At 43.6% G+C, this 16,245-nt stretch carries 17 protein-coding genes and 2 pseudogenes; 7 read left to right on the forward strand and 12 right to left on the reverse strand.

All coding sequences use genetic code 11. The features are described 5' to 3' along the window. Positions 1–77 precede the first annotated feature (77 nt). The 6 genes and pseudogenes from IPL83_10975 to galE all read right to left on the reverse strand — a co-directional run bounded on the left by IPL83_10975 (position 78) and on the right by galE (position 6,407). Entirely contained in the window at positions 78–719 is a 642-nt protein-coding gene (locus tag IPL83_10975) for a glycosyltransferase family 2 protein (GenBank protein ID MBK9039670.1), read from the reverse strand. Then, positions 716–2,302 carry an NTP transferase domain-containing protein gene (locus tag IPL83_10980; GenBank protein ID MBK9039671.1) on the reverse strand — a complete coding sequence of 529 codons (1,587 nt, stop codon included), beginning with the start codon at positions 2,300–2,302 and terminating at the stop codon, positions 716–718. The genes IPL83_10975 and IPL83_10980 overlap by 4 nt, the downstream gene beginning before the upstream one ends. Before the next feature lie 2 nt (positions 2,303–2,304). Beyond that, positions 2,305–3,255 carry a class II aldolase/adducin family protein gene (locus tag IPL83_10985; protein ID MBK9039672.1) on the reverse strand — a complete coding sequence of 317 codons (951 nt, stop codon included), beginning with the start codon at positions 3,253–3,255 and terminating at the stop codon, positions 2,305–2,307. Next, entirely contained in the window at positions 3,248–3,925 is a 678-nt protein-coding gene (locus IPL83_10990; protein MBK9039673.1) for an HAD family hydrolase, read from the reverse strand. Before IPL83_10990 ends, IPL83_10985 begins: the two co-directional genes overlap by 8 nt. A gap of 360 nt (positions 3,926–4,285) precedes the next feature. Then, positions 4,286–4,879 carry a hypothetical protein gene (locus IPL83_10995; protein MBK9039674.1) on the reverse strand — a complete coding sequence of 198 codons (594 nt, stop codon included), beginning with the start codon at positions 4,877–4,879 and terminating at the stop codon, positions 4,286–4,288. Positions 4,880–5,386: 507 nt separating this feature from the next. Continuing rightward, positions 5,387–6,407 (reverse strand): annotated as a pseudogene (gene galE / locus IPL83_11000) (UDP-glucose 4-epimerase GalE). 563 nt (positions 6,408–6,970) lie between these two features. Here galE and IPL83_11005 point away from each other — a divergent pair. Both IPL83_11005 and IPL83_11010 read left to right on the forward strand, forming a co-directional pair. Further along, on the forward strand, positions 6,971–7,558 hold the full coding sequence (locus IPL83_11005) for a methyltransferase domain-containing protein (protein ID MBK9039675.1): 588 nt from the start codon (positions 6,971–6,973) through the stop codon (positions 7,556–7,558). 448 nt (positions 7,559–8,006) lie between these two features. Next, positions 8,007–8,243, forward strand: coding sequence for a hypothetical protein (locus IPL83_11010; protein MBK9039676.1), 237 nt, complete (start codon positions 8,007–8,009; stop codon positions 8,241–8,243). 117 nt (positions 8,244–8,360) lie between these two features. Here IPL83_11010 and IPL83_11015 read toward each other — a convergent pair whose 3' ends face one another. Next, the gene (locus IPL83_11015) at positions 8,361–8,594 is read right to left on the reverse strand and encodes a transposase domain-containing protein (GenBank protein MBK9039677.1); all 234 of its coding nucleotides are present in this window, start codon (positions 8,592–8,594) and stop codon (positions 8,361–8,363) included. A 107-nt stretch (positions 8,595–8,701) separates the two neighbouring features. On the opposite strand from IPL83_11015, the gene IPL83_11020 reads away from it, so the two are divergent. From IPL83_11020 to IPL83_11030, 3 genes are all read left to right on the forward strand, one after another. Beyond that, the gene (locus IPL83_11020; protein MBK9039678.1) at positions 8,702–8,944 is read left to right on the forward strand and encodes a transposase; all 243 of its coding nucleotides are present in this window, start codon (positions 8,702–8,704) and stop codon (positions 8,942–8,944) included. 182 nt (positions 8,945–9,126) lie between these two features. After that, positions 9,127–9,585, forward strand: a complete 459-nt coding sequence (locus tag IPL83_11025) for a helix-turn-helix domain containing protein (protein ID MBK9039679.1) — start codon at positions 9,127–9,129, stop codon at positions 9,583–9,585. Positions 9,586–9,882: 297 nt separating this feature from the next. After that, positions 9,883–11,976: a recombinase family protein gene (locus IPL83_11030; protein MBK9039680.1), complete on the forward strand. Its 2,094-nt coding sequence runs from the start codon at positions 9,883–9,885 to the stop codon at positions 11,974–11,976. Here IPL83_11030 and IPL83_11035 read toward each other — a convergent pair. The 4 genes from IPL83_11035 to IPL83_11050 are packed head-to-tail and all read right to left on the reverse strand — an operon-like array spanning position 11,877 to position 13,976. Continuing rightward, the gene (locus IPL83_11035; GenBank protein ID MBK9039681.1) at positions 11,877–12,353 is read right to left on the reverse strand and encodes a transposase; all 477 of its coding nucleotides are present in this window, start codon (positions 12,351–12,353) and stop codon (positions 11,877–11,879) included. The two genes, IPL83_11030 and IPL83_11035, sit on opposite strands and share 100 nt — an antisense overlap. Then, positions 12,350–13,288 carry a transposase gene (locus tag IPL83_11040; protein MBK9039682.1) on the reverse strand — a complete coding sequence of 313 codons (939 nt, stop codon included), beginning with the start codon at positions 13,286–13,288 and terminating at the stop codon, positions 12,350–12,352. The genes IPL83_11035 and IPL83_11040 overlap by 4 nt, the downstream gene beginning before the upstream one ends. A 32-nt stretch (positions 13,289–13,320) precedes the next feature. Next, the gene (gene tnpB / locus IPL83_11045) at positions 13,321–13,677 is read right to left on the reverse strand and encodes an IS66 family insertion sequence element accessory protein TnpB (protein ID MBK9039683.1); all 357 of its coding nucleotides are present in this window, start codon (positions 13,675–13,677) and stop codon (positions 13,321–13,323) included. Further along, entirely contained in the window at positions 13,674–13,976 is a 303-nt protein-coding gene (locus IPL83_11050; GenBank protein ID MBK9039684.1) for a hypothetical protein, read from the reverse strand. Before IPL83_11050 ends, tnpB begins: the two co-directional genes overlap by 4 nt. A gap of 80 nt (positions 13,977–14,056) precedes the next feature. Between IPL83_11050 and IPL83_11055 the strand changes: the two genes are divergently transcribed. Both IPL83_11055 and IPL83_11060 read left to right on the forward strand, forming a co-directional pair. Then, positions 14,057–14,257: a transposase gene (locus IPL83_11055; protein MBK9039685.1), complete on the forward strand. Its 201-nt coding sequence runs from the start codon at positions 14,057–14,059 to the stop codon at positions 14,255–14,257. 428 nt (positions 14,258–14,685) lie between these two features. Further along, entirely contained in the window at positions 14,686–15,492 is an 807-nt protein-coding gene (locus IPL83_11060) for a class D beta-lactamase (GenBank protein ID MBK9039686.1), read from the forward strand. A gap of 246 nt (positions 15,493–15,738) precedes the next feature. Here IPL83_11060 and tnpA read toward each other — a convergent pair. Continuing rightward, positions 15,739–16,171: pseudogene (gene tnpA, locus IPL83_11065) on the reverse strand (IS200/IS605 family transposase). Between the last annotated feature and the right edge of the window lie 74 nt (positions 16,172–16,245).

Below are 16,245 nucleotides of genomic sequence, written 5' to 3' on the forward strand. Positions count from 1 at the left end.
CCAGATGATTTAGCCAGTTGTCTCATGTATAAAATCATTTTTAGAATAGTACGATAACGACTTAGAAAACTACCTGCTCAATTTGAAATACCGAAGGCACGTGGCGGAAATGCAACCTCGATGGTCTCGATGGAAAAAGATTGTTTTGCCGCAATATATATTGCATATAGGTCAAATGCGAAATTTGAGGGAGGAGCATCCAGGTATTTCAGGATTTCTCTAGATACTATTTTGGGCTGAGCGTTTAGTTCATAGCATTTTAGCCCCAAGAGGATAAATGCAAAGTATTCAAATACTCGACTGACGATTCGTTCCTTCGTCGAGCGACCAATGCGTATCCCTTTAACCATTCGTCTAGAGGTATCTCCTTGGGAAAGGAGGTGGTATGCTCTAAATGCATCTTTTGGATCACATTGTAGATCCGCATGGGACCAACCAATCACCGGAGCTGTAGTTGATCTAAGGCCCGTAAACAGTCCAAATCCGTACCCTTGATTTTTGTCGACATTTACAACCCTGATCCAATTACCAAGTGGGCTGTTTGATATCTGATCCAAAACCTCCCGCGAATCGTCACTGCTCCCATTTTCGACGAGCACAAGTTTAAATCTGTGGGGGGTGAAGCCTGCGTCCTGTGCGGCGTCGACAGACCGCTTAGCTAATAGCTCGAGAGATTTACTTTCATTATAACAGGGTAGTACCAACTCAAATTCAATCAATCTACAACTCCCGGGTATGGCCCACGTATAGAAGCTCTGGACCCGCAAAACATCTCCTGCCAATAGAGGGCCTCGCTCAACGATTGTGGATCGCCCCAGCCAATGTAGCCATCCAATTCAAATATTCGAACAGAATGTCCCGCTTCTATCAAAAGATCGAAGACTGAATCAAGATAGAGTTCGTTGTTCACATCTACTTTGGCATTTTTTGCCAAATTAATACCTTTGATCAATAGCTCAGCGGACCGGAACCAGAATGTTCCAACCAACAAGTGATCATTTTTAGGTGAATTAGAAATTGGAGCTTTCACAGATACATTTTTGATAACGGGGTATTTTTCTTGGGATTTTTCGGGGACCACATAAGTATATGAGTTCGGGCTACGGAGAGCCCCTGGGTAGCCTCGGATTGTAAATATAACGGCATCTGCATCATGTTGTTTACTAAATTCCTCCCATCTCTCAGGATCCATGACAATTGCGTGATCACATGCCGTGACCATTACTTCCTTTTTGGGATTTAATAGTTCCGCGCCAAGTTCTGTAGATAAGGCTTGTCCAGAGGGAGTCGAGGATAAAGTCTTTAAACGCGCGTCAATAGATACATGAAGTTTAAGGCTTTCGGCAAATTCGGCAAGGCAAACAAACACCTCTAACTCGGCACGAGGTAGTGATTTTTGCGCACGGATAAACATTGGATTACCAAAGATAGGAATTAATGGTTTGGGCAAAGAAGAGATCCCATCGAACCGCGACCCTTTTCCGGCCATAGGCATAAGACTTTGCTCGACAGAGGTCGATTGAATTCTGAATTTATTGTAGTTTTTGAAACATCTATCCCAATACTCATAGTTTTGGATATCTTCCGGTGTACCCCACTGGAAAAAACCAAAAATTTCAAAAACGTTCACTTTAACATTAGCGTTTGCTTCCAAAAGTGCCTGTACTGTTAGACTAGTATAGTACTCTCCATTTAAGTGTAAATTTAAATTGATCTGAGCTAAAATGGCTTCTTTAAGAAGCTTTGCATTTTTAAAATAATATCCACCTGATGATGCAAATTCATTTTCACGATTGTCCGTAAAACTTTCCTTTTCACGAACTTCGACGACCTGACCCATTTCTAATTTACTATAAGCATATTTCATTTGACTTAGATAATGAGGATGAAATCCGCGATATGAAATCACACACGCATCGCAATCTGTATCCTTTACAAAAGCTTCAAAACGTGACGAGTCCCAGACCATCCCATAGTCGCAATAGGAAACTAATACGGGAGCGTCTTCGGGAATTTCATCCAAGGCAAGAGCAATTGCATGACTAGGGCCTAATTTGTGGGGTGCAATGACCGTTTGAGCTGCATTTGTACGCAATTTTCTTAGGACAATTGATAAGTCTGTGTCCAGATGGATTTTTGATAAAACAAATTGAGTAGGCCACCTATGTGGAAATGACTCAAGCACTTTTTCTATCATTGGCACGCCATTAATGGGGACTAATGGCTTAGGGAGTGCGTAGCCTGCTGATTGAAAACGGGCACCTTCTCCGGACATAGGGATAACTAGATGTATGAGTTTCATGACTATACTCGCTCCTTCCGGTAACGCTCGGTAGGTAACCCAACAATCTTGTCTTGCAAATTATTCGGGATTTCTGGAAAATCAGGGAAAATATTCAACAAAATTTGTAGAGCAAACCAAAGTTCGCCAAGATTATTTCCAACGATGGGTTCATTTGATAATTGTGTGTAATGACCGTCTTCTTCTGAAAGTGCTAATAATAGCTGGTCTTTGAAGACAGCAACATCAGGAAATAGGATTTTGAACTCTGTAGGGTTTAACGTCTTAGCAATTTCGTTCATCTCTCGAGTGTTTTTGATCTCGGAGAGCAGGTGGTGACCTCGTGAATGGATATACGCATCCTCCAATTGTTCCCAATCTAAAAGCTCCATTGGATCATCGATCGCCAAAATTACTCCATGATTTTTAAGAAAAATAATTTTCGACCCAACATGTCTTGCAACATCCATTGCAAGGCTAATTCCAGGTGTCGCGAAATCAATGAAAGAAAACTTAAGGTCGCATGTATCCGAAATCCATTTCTCTACGGCACCTGGAAAATTCGAATGTTCAAGGGATATCAGAAGTGATGTTAATGAGTGAAAGTGACAAATGAATTTCGAGGGTAGCATGGCATGAAATGCGGCTTCCATGCTCGGGCGCCCTTTCCCTGATATATGAATCATTGGGTCCCTAAGTAGGGATTCATAAAAAGGTTCTACCTCTGAGTCGGACAATTCCATGCATTTTTTTAAGCCTAACTCAAAGTTCTTACGATGAAGACAACACAGTCCACTATTTTCGGATACTTGATCAAGACGTGTGCCTGAAGCCTTAATCCACAGATGGCCTTCGCTTTTCGAAGAGACATTTCCGCCGGCACCTTGGGTCCAAATAGGAACTTTCGCGCCAATTGTCCGACTCAATTCAATCAGTTCGCGCAGATAAGGCATTTCCTTAATGGACCTATTCATTGAGCATCTCGATTAGCTGAGAGAGTTTTTGCATCCTAAATACGGTGCTGGGAAGTTTTGGATTTGAGTTTGTAAACTCGCTAGTGAATGTTGTTTTCATTCCTAATTTGGATGCAGGCTTTAAATCTACTAAAAAATCATCTCCAACCATCATGCATTCACTTGCCCGGACACCAAGCCTTTTAAGTGCAATTTTAAAAATCTTAAGATTGGGCTTTTCAGTTCCGACTTCCTCTGATGTCACTACGGTTCCAAAGTATTTAGCCTGCGGGTCAATCGCATTTAATTTAATTGTCTGAGTTCGCAGATTTTCATTAGTAATAACTGCAATTGAATAGCTCATGCGAATTTTATTAAATAGACGGTCTCTCTTTAGGATTCGCCATTGAGTAGCAAATGCAATGGAAAGAGATTTTTCGTATATGTCCGTTAGCTTCAGAAGCTTTTGGGGAGTGTAATTACCAGTCTCAATGAGGAGTTCTTTAAAATAGAGCAGTCTACTATGAGAAGAAGTATGCCCCTGAGGTAGGTTCTTCTTTACCGCATTTCGTGCGTTAATAAAACTCCCACCACGGGGAGAAAGGCCGATCGCTCCCAGCGCGTCACAATAGGCTCGATTCGCATCAATAATCGTATTGTCCAAATCAAAAATAATGGCTTTAAGTTTCATGTTTTCAGATAATCCAATTAAAATTTTTTTCTTTTTGGAATAGTAACTACACGAGGGCATCAAATATTTTTGTTTTATTCGGACATCGTGAGATTATTTTTTCTCCGTCGAAGCGTCTCCCCTGCAAATAAATACAACCCACGTTAATCCGTTACTATCTAAGGCTGGTTGCAAAATTGAATAAACAAAGTAGTCTCCATTTGTAGCTGAGCAAGAGCTAAAAAGAAAGGATAAAACGCAAAAAAGGAAGCACTAAGTGGGGATTTCGGCAGTTGCAAGCATTCTTTTGGAATAGAGATTCTCGTTTATAGATTAATAAAATCAGTATTTGAATGCCTAGTGATTTTTCCTGATCTGCGGTTACGTAAATTGCCTTTTTAATTCGCGTATATTTTTTCTCTCCCAGTTTTGTCGGCCGCCCTTGAATTTATCCAAAGCTTCCTTTTTGATAAAAGGAAATTGAAATGCTCCAATCAAGACGTCCCAATAAAAAACAGTTGGATTCAAAGGGGAGACAAACGGAAATCTGTTTTTATTGGGGCTGATGGCAACTAGTTCGGAGTACCTATAGAGAATTTGACAATTGAAGTTTTCAATCAATATATTTCCCAGATGAATTTCTTGGCGCCAAATCGTGTCGACCTTATCCAAATAAAACTTAAAATTCTCTCCCCAAAAATGTCCCCAAATTTTGGACTTTAAAATAGATTTTTTAACACAAAAAAAATAGCTTTGTATATGGTGTTTGATTTGAATTGAGTCGGTTAAACCCAAGACTTCATAAGGACCGTTTAGAAATTCGCGCAGAGTCCCAGTTAGCGGGTGCAACGGTCCGAGAATGCTATCGTTGACGAATAAGAGACTATCATAATTTACGTCCACGATATCAATTAATGTTTTCCAAGAACCAAAATCTAGTCCCACATTTTCCCGTTGAATTGCCAAAAAACACAAGTGGTCAATTCTTTCATTGAGAGCTGGTGCAATAACAGGGGAGGTTGTGCAAAATGCAATATCGAACCCGGAGTTTCTGATTTCTTCGAGTAATGAAATCGTGCAATCATTTATTTCGCCAAATTCATCATAATGGCAAAAGAGACAAATGTTTTGTTTTTCTTCATGATCTTTTCTAGGAGTTTTATGGTTTTGTTGGAGGTGGAGTGGGGCTATGGAACGTAGTGGAGGCTCTCCATTTTAAGATTTCTACCAATAGGGCGACTTTTCTAATCGGAATGACCACTATCTGAACTGCCCAATTTAAAACAATTCGGGTGAGTTTATATTTGGAAAGTAGATGTAATGTCCAAAGGATATATTCCTCATTGGATGGTTTCATCTTTGCCTTCAATTCAATGAGATGTTTCATAAATTTTGATTCTTATTCATATCTGTACACTATCGATTTTCCTTATAGGCGTAAAATAGTTTCTTTATCCTAATCTAGTATCTGATTGGCAATATTTAAAAATTTAGTATGGATTGCTTTTTTTGCCAGGCCCAACCGTCTCTGCACATATCTTGAGGAGTTCTCGTTGCTGACCAAGCAAGATCTCTTAACGCCCTTTTAGCGTTTGAATAGACAATTGGAGAGTCTCCAAGGCGTCTAGGGCCTATTTCAAATGGGATTGACACATTGTTCGTATTTTCGAAAATTTTTAAAAGTTCGAGAACACTGAGGGGTCTCCCGTACCCAAGTTATATGTGGCGGGCTGTCTAACAATGGACCTATTTGATAGTAACGCCAAAGATTGAGCGTGTCCGGCTGCGAGGTCGCATACATGTATGTAATCCCTCGTTCCGGTTCCATCGGGGGTAGGATAATCATTACCGAAAATGCAAAGCTTCTCGAGTTGGCCGCTCGCGACCTTCAATATGAACGGGAATAGATTGTTAGGAATACCTCTGGGGCATTCTCCAATTAATCCGCTAGGTGTGCCCCAATAGGGTTAAAATATCGAAGTATGACTACTTTCCATTCCTCATCCGATCTGCAAATATTTTCGAGCAGATCCTCGATAATGAGTTTTGATTGGCCATAAGGTGTCGTTGCTAATTTTGGTGAAGACTCATCAAATGGAGAGGCAAAATTGGTATCATAAATGGTAGCAGACGAGCTAAAGATTATTTTTTTTACGCCTACCTCAGCCATAATCTTTAATAGAGAAATAGTGCTTCTTACATTATTGTCAAAATAGTCCAATGGCGATTTTGATGATTCACTAACTGACTTCAATCCAGCACAATGAATTACGCAATCAATATTTTTATAGGTGTGAAATACTCGGCCCAAAAGTGTCTCCTCCCGCATATCGCCTACAATAGAGATAGGGGTAACACCAGTTATTTGCCAAATTCTGCTAATGATCTCTGGGCTGCTATTGCAGTAGTTGTCAATCAGGATGACTTGATGACCTCGTTCAATGAGGTCGACAGCAACATGAGAGCCAATGAAACCAGTTCCGCCGGTAATTAATACCATCATTCCACTCTCTTTTTTAGTCTTGTGTATTAGCTATCACTGGTGAAAACATTGTGTCTATCGAATTAAAATTTACGATGGAGTAGATTTCGCTGCAATGTTCCAAGTGAAAAGTAGGGAGTATCACTAGGAGGCTCTATTTTAGAGGTAATTGTGAGAAACAGGCTGTAGATTCAAATTCTGAAAGAGCGCACAATTCAACAGGCAGTATAGCTACCTAGGATAGTTTGAGACCAATAGATAGTAATGATCCTGAAAGACCTTCGAAAATATCATTCCGATCGTCTACAATTTTAGCGTGGACCAGCGGTTTTTTCTTGTTTCTCTTCTTAAGGCTGACTACATTTCTCATCGTTGGTTGGTACTTTCTGATTGTCTCGATAAGTGTTGTAACCTATTGAAAACAAAAATGTTTGGACCTGTCAGCTTCTAAACTTGAACTATTTCTGGGACTAGATCTAATGCGTCACGGGATATTCCAATGAAGGTCCAAAAGTGCCAAGCAGGTCAATCTGGGGATTGATAAATGTCCGGTTTGTCGTTCTACCGACCTCACCACCGAGTTAATGGCTCCAGATTTTTATCTGTCCAAGGGCATGTCTGAGCTGTTTCGGGTCGCATTCTGCAATTCCTGCCAACTTGGTTTTTCATATCCGAAGATGGATTACCAGGAATTGAGCAGGTACTATCCCAATGAATATATTCCCTATCAACCACGGCTGGGTTTGAAGGGGTGGTTACGAAAGGTTAAATTTGGCACTGATTATAAGATAATGCGACGTTCTTGCGAAGCTGTTAAGGATTGTTTTGAAGTCGGAGCTGGTAGCGGGAGAATTTCTATCGTATTTAAAAATGCTGGCTTGAGTGTTGCCGGATTGGAGCAGAGTATAGAGGGGTGTAGGGTTGCTGCTCAGATTTTTGAGATCGATTTAAAAAATAGCAACGCTGAGGGTTATTTATTTAGTCAGACATATGATTGCGTGATTGCTAGATATGTATTGGAGCATTTGAATGCTCCAATTGAAGTGCTATCTAATATTTATACCGATGGGCTTTCTGCAAAGGAATTCTGTTTTGAAGTTACCCCGTTACGATTCGTGGGAAAGAGAGGTTTGGTTAAATCATTGGCTTGGGATAGATTTGCCCCGGCATAGGATTCATTTTACGGCAGAGGGTATTTCAAAGATTTTGAATGGTATTGGGTTTAGGGAAGTAAAAGTCTACAATGACCGGGTGCCATTCGACTTTATTCGTAGTTTTCTCTATTCAAGAATTCCGCTATTTTATCCTGAAATGAAGAGGTCCCTTCGGTCGTCTTTGAAGGGATTATTCCTTTCGATTATATATTTCGCCATAGGCAAAGACCGTTCGGGACGCATGGTCGTTGTTGCTAGGAAATAATGAACCTCCCCGCCGCTCGCGGCGGGGTCTCATGGGCTCCCCAGGAGCCCGGCGGGGTCAACTCAGTGAGAACGGCCAGGAAGGCTTGTTATCATGTAGTCGCTTGTTATATAAAACAGGAATATTTATCTGAATACGACTTGATTTCTAAATTGTGATAACATCAAACTAACAAATTTCCTTCTCATTACTAGGGGTATTATGAAAGATTTGCGTTTGCGCTGCAATGGTCTGACTAAAAATATAATTTTTTGGGGCGGAACGGGGCAAAGTGTTGTCAACAGGGAAATTCTGCGCCTTTTCTCCAGTAATTTACTGGCTATCTTTGATGACACTCCTGAAATTAAATCTCCTTTTCAGATGTTGCTCTTTTCCATGGCAGCACGTTTGATGGGTGGATCGCTCAACAGGCTAAAAGGTCAGAAATCGGATTCGTAGTTTCAATCGGAAACCCTCATGGCAAGGCTCGCCTAAATATTGCTAAACGGCTGAAAAAATGTGGATTGCGCCCAGTTACCCTGGTGCACCCTACGTAAGCGAATTAACCGCCCCATTCTAGACCACAGTTTTTTTAACCAATAGACTAGCGAGTCGTTCATAGTCCTCAATGGTGTCGGCTGATGGCAACAGCCTGAGGATCTCAGCCAAAACCTCAAATGGATCCTTCTCGTTGAGCTTTGCGGTAATAACCAAACTATACAGAAGGGCCGATGACTCAGCTCCGGCGACGGTATCGCTAAACATCCCATCGTTTCTGCCGATCGCGAATTTCCTGATAACCCGCTCCACCCAGCCATTCTAATGGGTTGTCGATTGCACCCACTGGTAAATCTGATAGTCGTCAATATTTTACAGTCACGCATTGCTTCCACCCGCTCTATAAAAAGAGATTCAAGATTTTTGATCATAGGCAAAACTGGGGTGAGGACCGCGTCTTTTACATAGATGCTAAAGGGGTACGAAAGTCCGTTCCCGCGTGCTGGACAAGCGTTTTGGCCGCTGATCCATTTATTTTTCAATCCAAGGGCCGCTCCAAATTTCGAGTGGCGGATTTGCTGGAGCTTTCATCTCTTATGGGAAGCATGCCTAGTAAGAATAAATCGACGGCACAATCACGTTCTGTAAAAAAGAATCGTTGATGTGTTATCTAAATTACGCCGCATGTGTAATATTAAATTTGCCGTAGTCATTGGGCACTACTCTTCGACGTTAGATAATTGACTCATAAAATACCCACTAGATTCAGTTATATAGAAATTTACCATGTTGACATATTAACTGAAGCGGCATAATTTAAGATACATTATTTGGAGATCGCACTATGACGAAAAAGCCCAGTGGAAAAAAGCTCTATCTGAAAGAACAGGGAATGCTAAATGCTCATCCCGATCGAGTAAGGGATCAGCTATTTTTGGAAAATGATTTTTTTGATCCGCAGGACCTGCTGCAAGTCAAATACGAAATGATTCGGAAAGTTGAGCGTGCCGAAGCCTCCGTAACATCTTCGGCGCAAGACTTTGGATTTTCACGGCTGTCATTTTATCGATTAAGGGAAGACTTTAGAAGGGGTGGATTGGCCGCTTTGATTCCGGAGCGTCGTGGTCCGCGAGAGGCCCATAAGCTGACTGAAGAAATCATGGTTTGTTTAGAGACTGAAATCAGCAGGGACAAAACACTGAAGGCGCGTGCACTCAGCAAATTTATAGAAGAACGCTTTGGACTGAAAATTCATCCAAGAAGCGTTGAGCGCGCACTTGCAAGACGAAAAAAAAAGAAATGAATGTCCAGAGCAATCTCTCATGTTTTTCCGACTCGCAATTTATCGATCGTTACGAAGCATTAAGGACAGAGGCTTCAAAATATTTTTGCACGAGAGAAAATTGTGGATTAGGACTTTCTGCTTTTTTGCATCGAGGAATGCTGGCGTGGATGAAGACTTGGCAGATGTGTCAACCAACCACCGCCACTCGAGAACCCGACAACAATGATGTTGTCGACGTAGGTCCTGGAGTTAGGCAAGAGGTTGTAACGGTGCTGACGAATATGATCCTCAGTCACCAATAAGGGAGAAAATGACATGCAAAATCGTCAACATATAGTTTCTGCTGAGCAATTGACGAGGGACGCGTATCTATATATTCGTCAATCAAGTTTGAAACAGGTTATTGACAATCAAGAGAGCACCAAGCGCCAATACAATCTCCGCGACCGAGCCTTGGCGTTGGGTTGGACAAGAAAACAAATTATAACGATTGATTGTGATCAAGGCCAATCTGGTGCGGCAGCCGCGGACAGGGAGGGTTTTCAAAGATTGGTCGCGGACGTGGGCATGGGTCGCGCCGGAATAGTTATGGGTTTGGAGGTCAGTCGATTGGCCCGCAACTCAGCTGATTGGCATCGCCTTCTTGAAATATGTGGCTTGACCCAAACACTCATTCTGGATGAGGACGGTCTCTACGATCCGAGCCATTTCAATGATCGATTGCTGCTCGGACTCAAGGGCACAATGAGTGAAGCTGAACTTCATATACTGAGAGCCCGATTGAGGGGTGGCATTATTAACAAAGCAAAACGAGGTGAACTTAAACTTCCATTGCCGATCGGCTTTGATTATGATGACCAAAGCCAGGTGGTGCTTGATCCAAACAAACGTGTTCAGCAAGCAATCAAATTACTCTTCAAAACATTTGAACAAACAGGCTCAGCCTTTCTTACAGTAAAAATGTTTAGAAAAATGGGTCTTAAATTTCCAAAACGCCCTCGTACGGGCCCGAGCAAAAGCGTCACTATCTGGGCGGAGCTAACCCACGATCAAGTTTTGAGGACTTTGCACAACCCGAGGTACGCTGGGACCTTTTTCTACGGCCGCTCACAAGCATATCGAACAGCAAATGGAACTATTGGCATGCGATCAAAGCCAGCCGACCAATGGACAGTTTGCTTGCCTGACTCACATGCCGCATATATAAACCAAGATAAATTTGAAAAAAACCAAAAGATGCTGTTAGCAAACGCCCAAGCCCATGGCCATGATCGCAGAAAAAGTCCACCGAGGGAAGGGCCCGCACTACTCCAAGGCATGGCAGTCTGCGGGTTATGTGGTCGACGTATGACGCTACGATATCATGAGCGAAAGGGAAAACTTTTTCCGGACTATGTTTGCCAGAGCGATGGCATCGCCAGTGCGAAAAAAATCTGTCAAAGTATTCCAGGCGGCAGCGTTGACCAAAAAATCGGCGATCTATTGATTGAAACGATGACGCCTTCCAGCTTAGAAGTAGCGCTGGCGGTCCAAAAAGAATTGGAGTCCAACATCAATCAAATAAAAAGACTTCGGGAAAAAGGCGTGCAGCAGGCTCGTTACGAGGCAGAACTGGCCCAGCAGCGGTTTATGAACGTCGATCCACGGAATCGACTGGTGGCCGACTCACTGGAAGCGCAATGGAACTCAAAACTTCGCCTCCTGTCAGTGGCTGAAGAAGAATATGAAACCAATTGCAAAAAAGATAGTTTACTGATGGACGAGAAAAAACAGAAAGCCATTCTCGCGCTTGCAACAGACTTTCCCAGGCTCTGGCAAGATCCAAAAACTCCAGACAGAGAAAAGAAGAGGATGGCGCGGCTTCTGATTGAGGATGTTACACTCGTCAAAAAAGATAACGTCGTCATTCAAGTCAGATTTAGGGGAGGGGCGTCCAAGTCATATACCATTCCCCTGCTAGTCAATGGTTTTGAGGCAAAGCGCACTCCCGAGAAAGTCATTGCGGAAGTGAACAAGCTTCTCGACAAACATCATCCGCGTGAAATAGCAGATATGCTAAACAAGCGTGGTTGGCGCACTGGCGACAACAGACTTTTTACAACGGTGGCCATTCACCGAATCCAGACAGCGTATAAACTCACAGACCGACATCAAAGATTAATCGACCAAGGAATGCTCACGCGACCGCAAATAAAAAAATTGCTGGGCGTTGGCTGCATCATTCTGAAAAAATGGAAAGATCAAGGTATACTCAAAGTCCACAATTACGGAGACAACTACATGAGCATCATGTATGAAAATCCAGGAGATCAACTCGCCAAGTTAAAGGTGTTATACAAATGGGAAATGTTGCGGCGCTTGCCCCAATACAAAGACATAACTCTGCAGGAGGTGCAGTATGAAATGTAGTCGTTGTCCGCCTCCAGACGCCCATCCTTGAGGTAGCCCGTCAGGTACTCATACTCATTCAAAAAGTAGCGGAGGGCCCCTCCGATCTTGCTTTTTGCTGGAACCTTGGGCTGATGCCCTTCAGCCCACTCCTTCATCTCTTTCCAGATGGGCTCAGCTATTTCCAGCCTCAGACGGTACCGCTCATCAGGCGGCTTCTCGCCGATTTTTTCTTCCAGATCATACAGTTTTTTAAAGTAACCAAGTCCTGCCTCTCCAAGGCTTCGGCCGGACTTAGCCCCATCCACTGTGGCAGATTCAAACTTCCTGCGGGAGTGCATCCCACATCCTATGCGGATCACGCCCTCTTGTTTTTCCAACACATCATAGGCATTCAATCCGTCACATTGCAGATATCCTGTAATCCCGTCCAGAAGCTGCCTGGCCGCTTCCTGGCTCCGGGATATGCGGTAATCAAACAGAACAATCTTCTTGTCCCCGTAGGGCGCCTCCTCACCCACATCCATGATTTGTCTTCGGCCTTCCTGCCATTCTCTTTGAGAACCTGCACTTGCGTCTCATCCACGGCCACATAAAAAGAGGTTATCAGCCGGTCTGAAAGAACATTCCAGACAGGCACGAGAGCCTGCGCCACTTGCACCACCCAGCGGGCCATCGTGCTGCGGGGAAGATCAACTCCCTGACGCTCCATGATCTCCTCAATCCGATACAGCGGAAGTCCATCGCAATATTTGGAGGTGATAATGGCGGCAAGCAACTCGGGAGTGGCAATCCCCTTAGGGATCACGCAAGGCACAGGCGGAGCGGTCTTCACATAGTCCCCGCTATCCACTCCATACTTGGCCCGCTCATAGCGGAGGACACTGACTTTGGCTGGCTCATATTTGAGCTTCTCGGAAACCTCCCAGCCAATCACCTTGAGAGGGTCTCCCTCTTCAGTAAATCGCTCATTTTCTGGAAGCTCGATCTTCACCACTTCCCGCTCAAGATTCTCGGGGATTGGACGACGATGACCTCGCTTCCTTTTATGCGCAGGAACCGTGACCTCGACCTGCGTTTCATCCTCTTCGGATGTTCCTTTGGAGACTTCAAGTTCCACTTCGTTGTAGAGCACCCCCTGCTCCGGCGACACCCAACACTCCGACTTTCTACCAAACTGCGCTCGCTTGAGAGAACGGATCTGCTCATGCAACCAAGTGACCTCACTTTGCAGGAACTTGATCTTCTCTTCATCAAGACGAGCACGCGCTCTCAGGCCTTCATTCTCTGAGGACAACTGTTCTTGTTTTGAAAATAGCTCCTGCGCCTGCATGCGCGGGACTCTTCAACATTTTCTTCGAAAGATCAACAGACTCTTTCAAAATTTATTTCTGAAAATGGCTTCATTTTCCAAACATCATAACCTTCCAGAAGCCAGCTCAATTGCTCTGTGGATATGTGGACTACTTCCTGCAAAGATTTCCTCGGCCATGGGAACTTTTCCACATCCAATTGCTTTTGCCATAGACAGAACCCACTTCGATCAAAATACAGAATCTTGATCGTGTGCCGTCGTCGACCACAGAACACGAAAAGATTTTTCCCGTTCAACTTTCCCATCTGGGCACTCTCCACAATCTGACTCAATCCCGGAATCCCACGGCGCAAATCGACAGGATCTCGATGAAGAAAAACACCCTCAAATTGACTGGGAGATTTCACCTAGTACCTCCCTGCAGATAAAAGATCAGCTCAGCCACCCATTGTGCGTCAGGGAGCGAACGAACCGCTCTTGGTTTCTGAATTTTCACTGAAACAAAAGCAGAGCTCACCGGCTTTCGGCGTCCAACACTCCCTCTCTTGCTTCCCTTGGATAGTCGATACTTCCAATTCTTGAACGTGGTGTTGTTCAGTCCCTCTTGTCGACAGAACTCGGTCTCGGAGCCAGAGAAATTTTCTGCCTCCCTGATTTTAGTTTGCCAATATTGTTTGGTTTTTAATCTTTGATCAGAATTTTCCACTCAAGCCTCCTTGGTTGCTGAGCAATATATGTGGAAAGTTCAAATCACAAAAATAGGGTTTATGGAGCGCTTACGATCAAATGGCGAAATCATCTCTGAAAGAAATAATAAAACTCAGAAAAACTCTAATGAAGTGGCGCAAGGAAATTTTAAACTATTTTGTGACAGGATTGACTAATGGGAAAACCGAAGGCTACAACCGACTCGCAAAGCTTTATCAATACAGGGCTTTTGGATACAGAAGCTTTTTTAACTACAGGCTTCGATTGCTAAATGCATGAGAGGACTGAGACTTTGGACAAAGTCCACCATCGACCAAGTAGAACCTTACATTCCTATTTTTTTTGAATCTGGGGCTCAAAAATGGGGCGAGGACCCGAATTCAATCATATCATCCACTAAGGCGTCACTTTGTCCTATTGTAGGATCGATACTTGAGTCATTGCAATGAATACTTTCGAAATACATTTAGGTGCTCTCATGATGGTGACTACTCAAAAAATGGCGCTGCCAAGTCATCGAAACTATCTGTTTGTGATTTTAAAAAAGCTTAGAGCAGACCCTCGAAATTCATAATCAAAAATGGGGTGCTCGTAGGACCCCCCGTTAAGTTAAGAACTTAGTTGAGATCCATCCGGGGTCATCCAGGGATATTTATGCCGAGACGCATTGATGGACAGATACTATTCGATGTCATAGGCTAGAACCCATGCGTCCCATTCACTTCATTTCTTTTCTACTGCTACTTCCTGCTTTTGCTTCAGCAGAGGTGGATTTTAAGAAGACGTTCGCTGACAGAGATGCTTGTATCGTTATTTCAGATCTGGAAACGGGCAAGTTCCTTGCCGAACACAATCCCAGGCGATGTAAGGAGCGCTTCTCCCCCTGCTCATCATTTAAGGTACCAGCCGCTTTGATGGCTTTCGATAAAGGCATACTTAAAGATGAGAACCAGGTCGTTAAATGGGATGGCATTAAACGAGCTCGGCCAGAAGAAAATCAAGAGCAAACTCCTCTAACCTGGATGAGCAATTCTATAAAGTGGGTAACTGAGTGGGCCATCCCACAGGTCGGCGACAAAAATATTCAGCACTACCTGGATGTTTTCGGTTATGGGAATAAGGACTTTTCTGGTGGCTTAAAAGACGCATGGGTGACATCGAGCTTGAAAATTTCTGCCCATGAACAATTAGCTTTTATTTCAAAATTGTGGAAAGGCGAATTTCCTGTTTCACAAAAGGCAACGGACCTCACCAAGGAAATTATTTTCATCAAAAAAATTGGAATCTCAGAGTTTTACGGAAAAACCGGCACAGGCTGCTTAGTGGGTCACGGCTGCATGGAAAAACCAGATAAGATGCTTGGGAACTTCATCGGCATCTTAAAGTCTGGATCCAAAACTTATGCTATTGCTGCCAACGCATCGGATCTAAAAGATCAGGAGCGCCCCGCCGGGCCGAGACTGAGAAATACAACCATTGAAATTCTAAAAGACATGGGTTTAGCTAAGGACTAATTTATTAAAATACTTCTCACAACAGTGACAACACTTATCTTTTCTGTGCCCGCTTGGGCCAGAGAAATCGTGGCATTCCGTGGCCTAAATCAATCTGTTCGCAGCGATGTCGCTGTGAAGCCTACCGATTGTACTGCCGGACTCGTAAACTATGAAAGTCATAACGCCCTCGCAAAGCGAGGGGCTTGGCGGTTGTGAGCAGCCTAAAAGGCTGCCAGTTTAGTTGGTTACCGGCCAAGCCGGGATTTAAAACTCGCCGCTCTCGTCTTCACCCTTGCCGTCCAGTTGTTGTTGATTCTGGATGTAATTGCGAATCTGAGATTCTTCAAATCCCACGGTTGAAACGGCATATCCTCTGGCCCATAGTTTTTCACCATTGAAATTTTTCTTCCCTACCACCAAATTGCCGAGCCACGGCTATCGCACTCTTGCCTTTCATATAGCCAATGACCTCGGCAACAGCATACTTTGGGGGAATTTTGATCATCATGTGAACATGGTCCTGCACCATGCTCCCCTTCTCAATCTTGCTCTCCCGCTGCGATGCCAGCTCTCGGAAAACGGGACCTAGATATTTTCTGATTTTCCCGTACAGCTCCCTCTTGCGCCCCTTCGGAATAAAGACTACATGGTAAGTGCAGTCCCACTTCGAGTGACTTAAACTCTCGTAGTTCGACATATTGCCTCCTGTTGGACCGCCAAGCCCACGGGAGGCATACTTCAAAACCAAAAATCGTGAAAACTAAATCCGGG

Source organism: Bdellovibrionales bacterium (assembly GCA_016716765.1).
Taxonomy (GTDB): domain Bacteria; phylum Bdellovibrionota; class Bdellovibrionia; order Bdellovibrionales; family UBA1609; genus JADJVA01.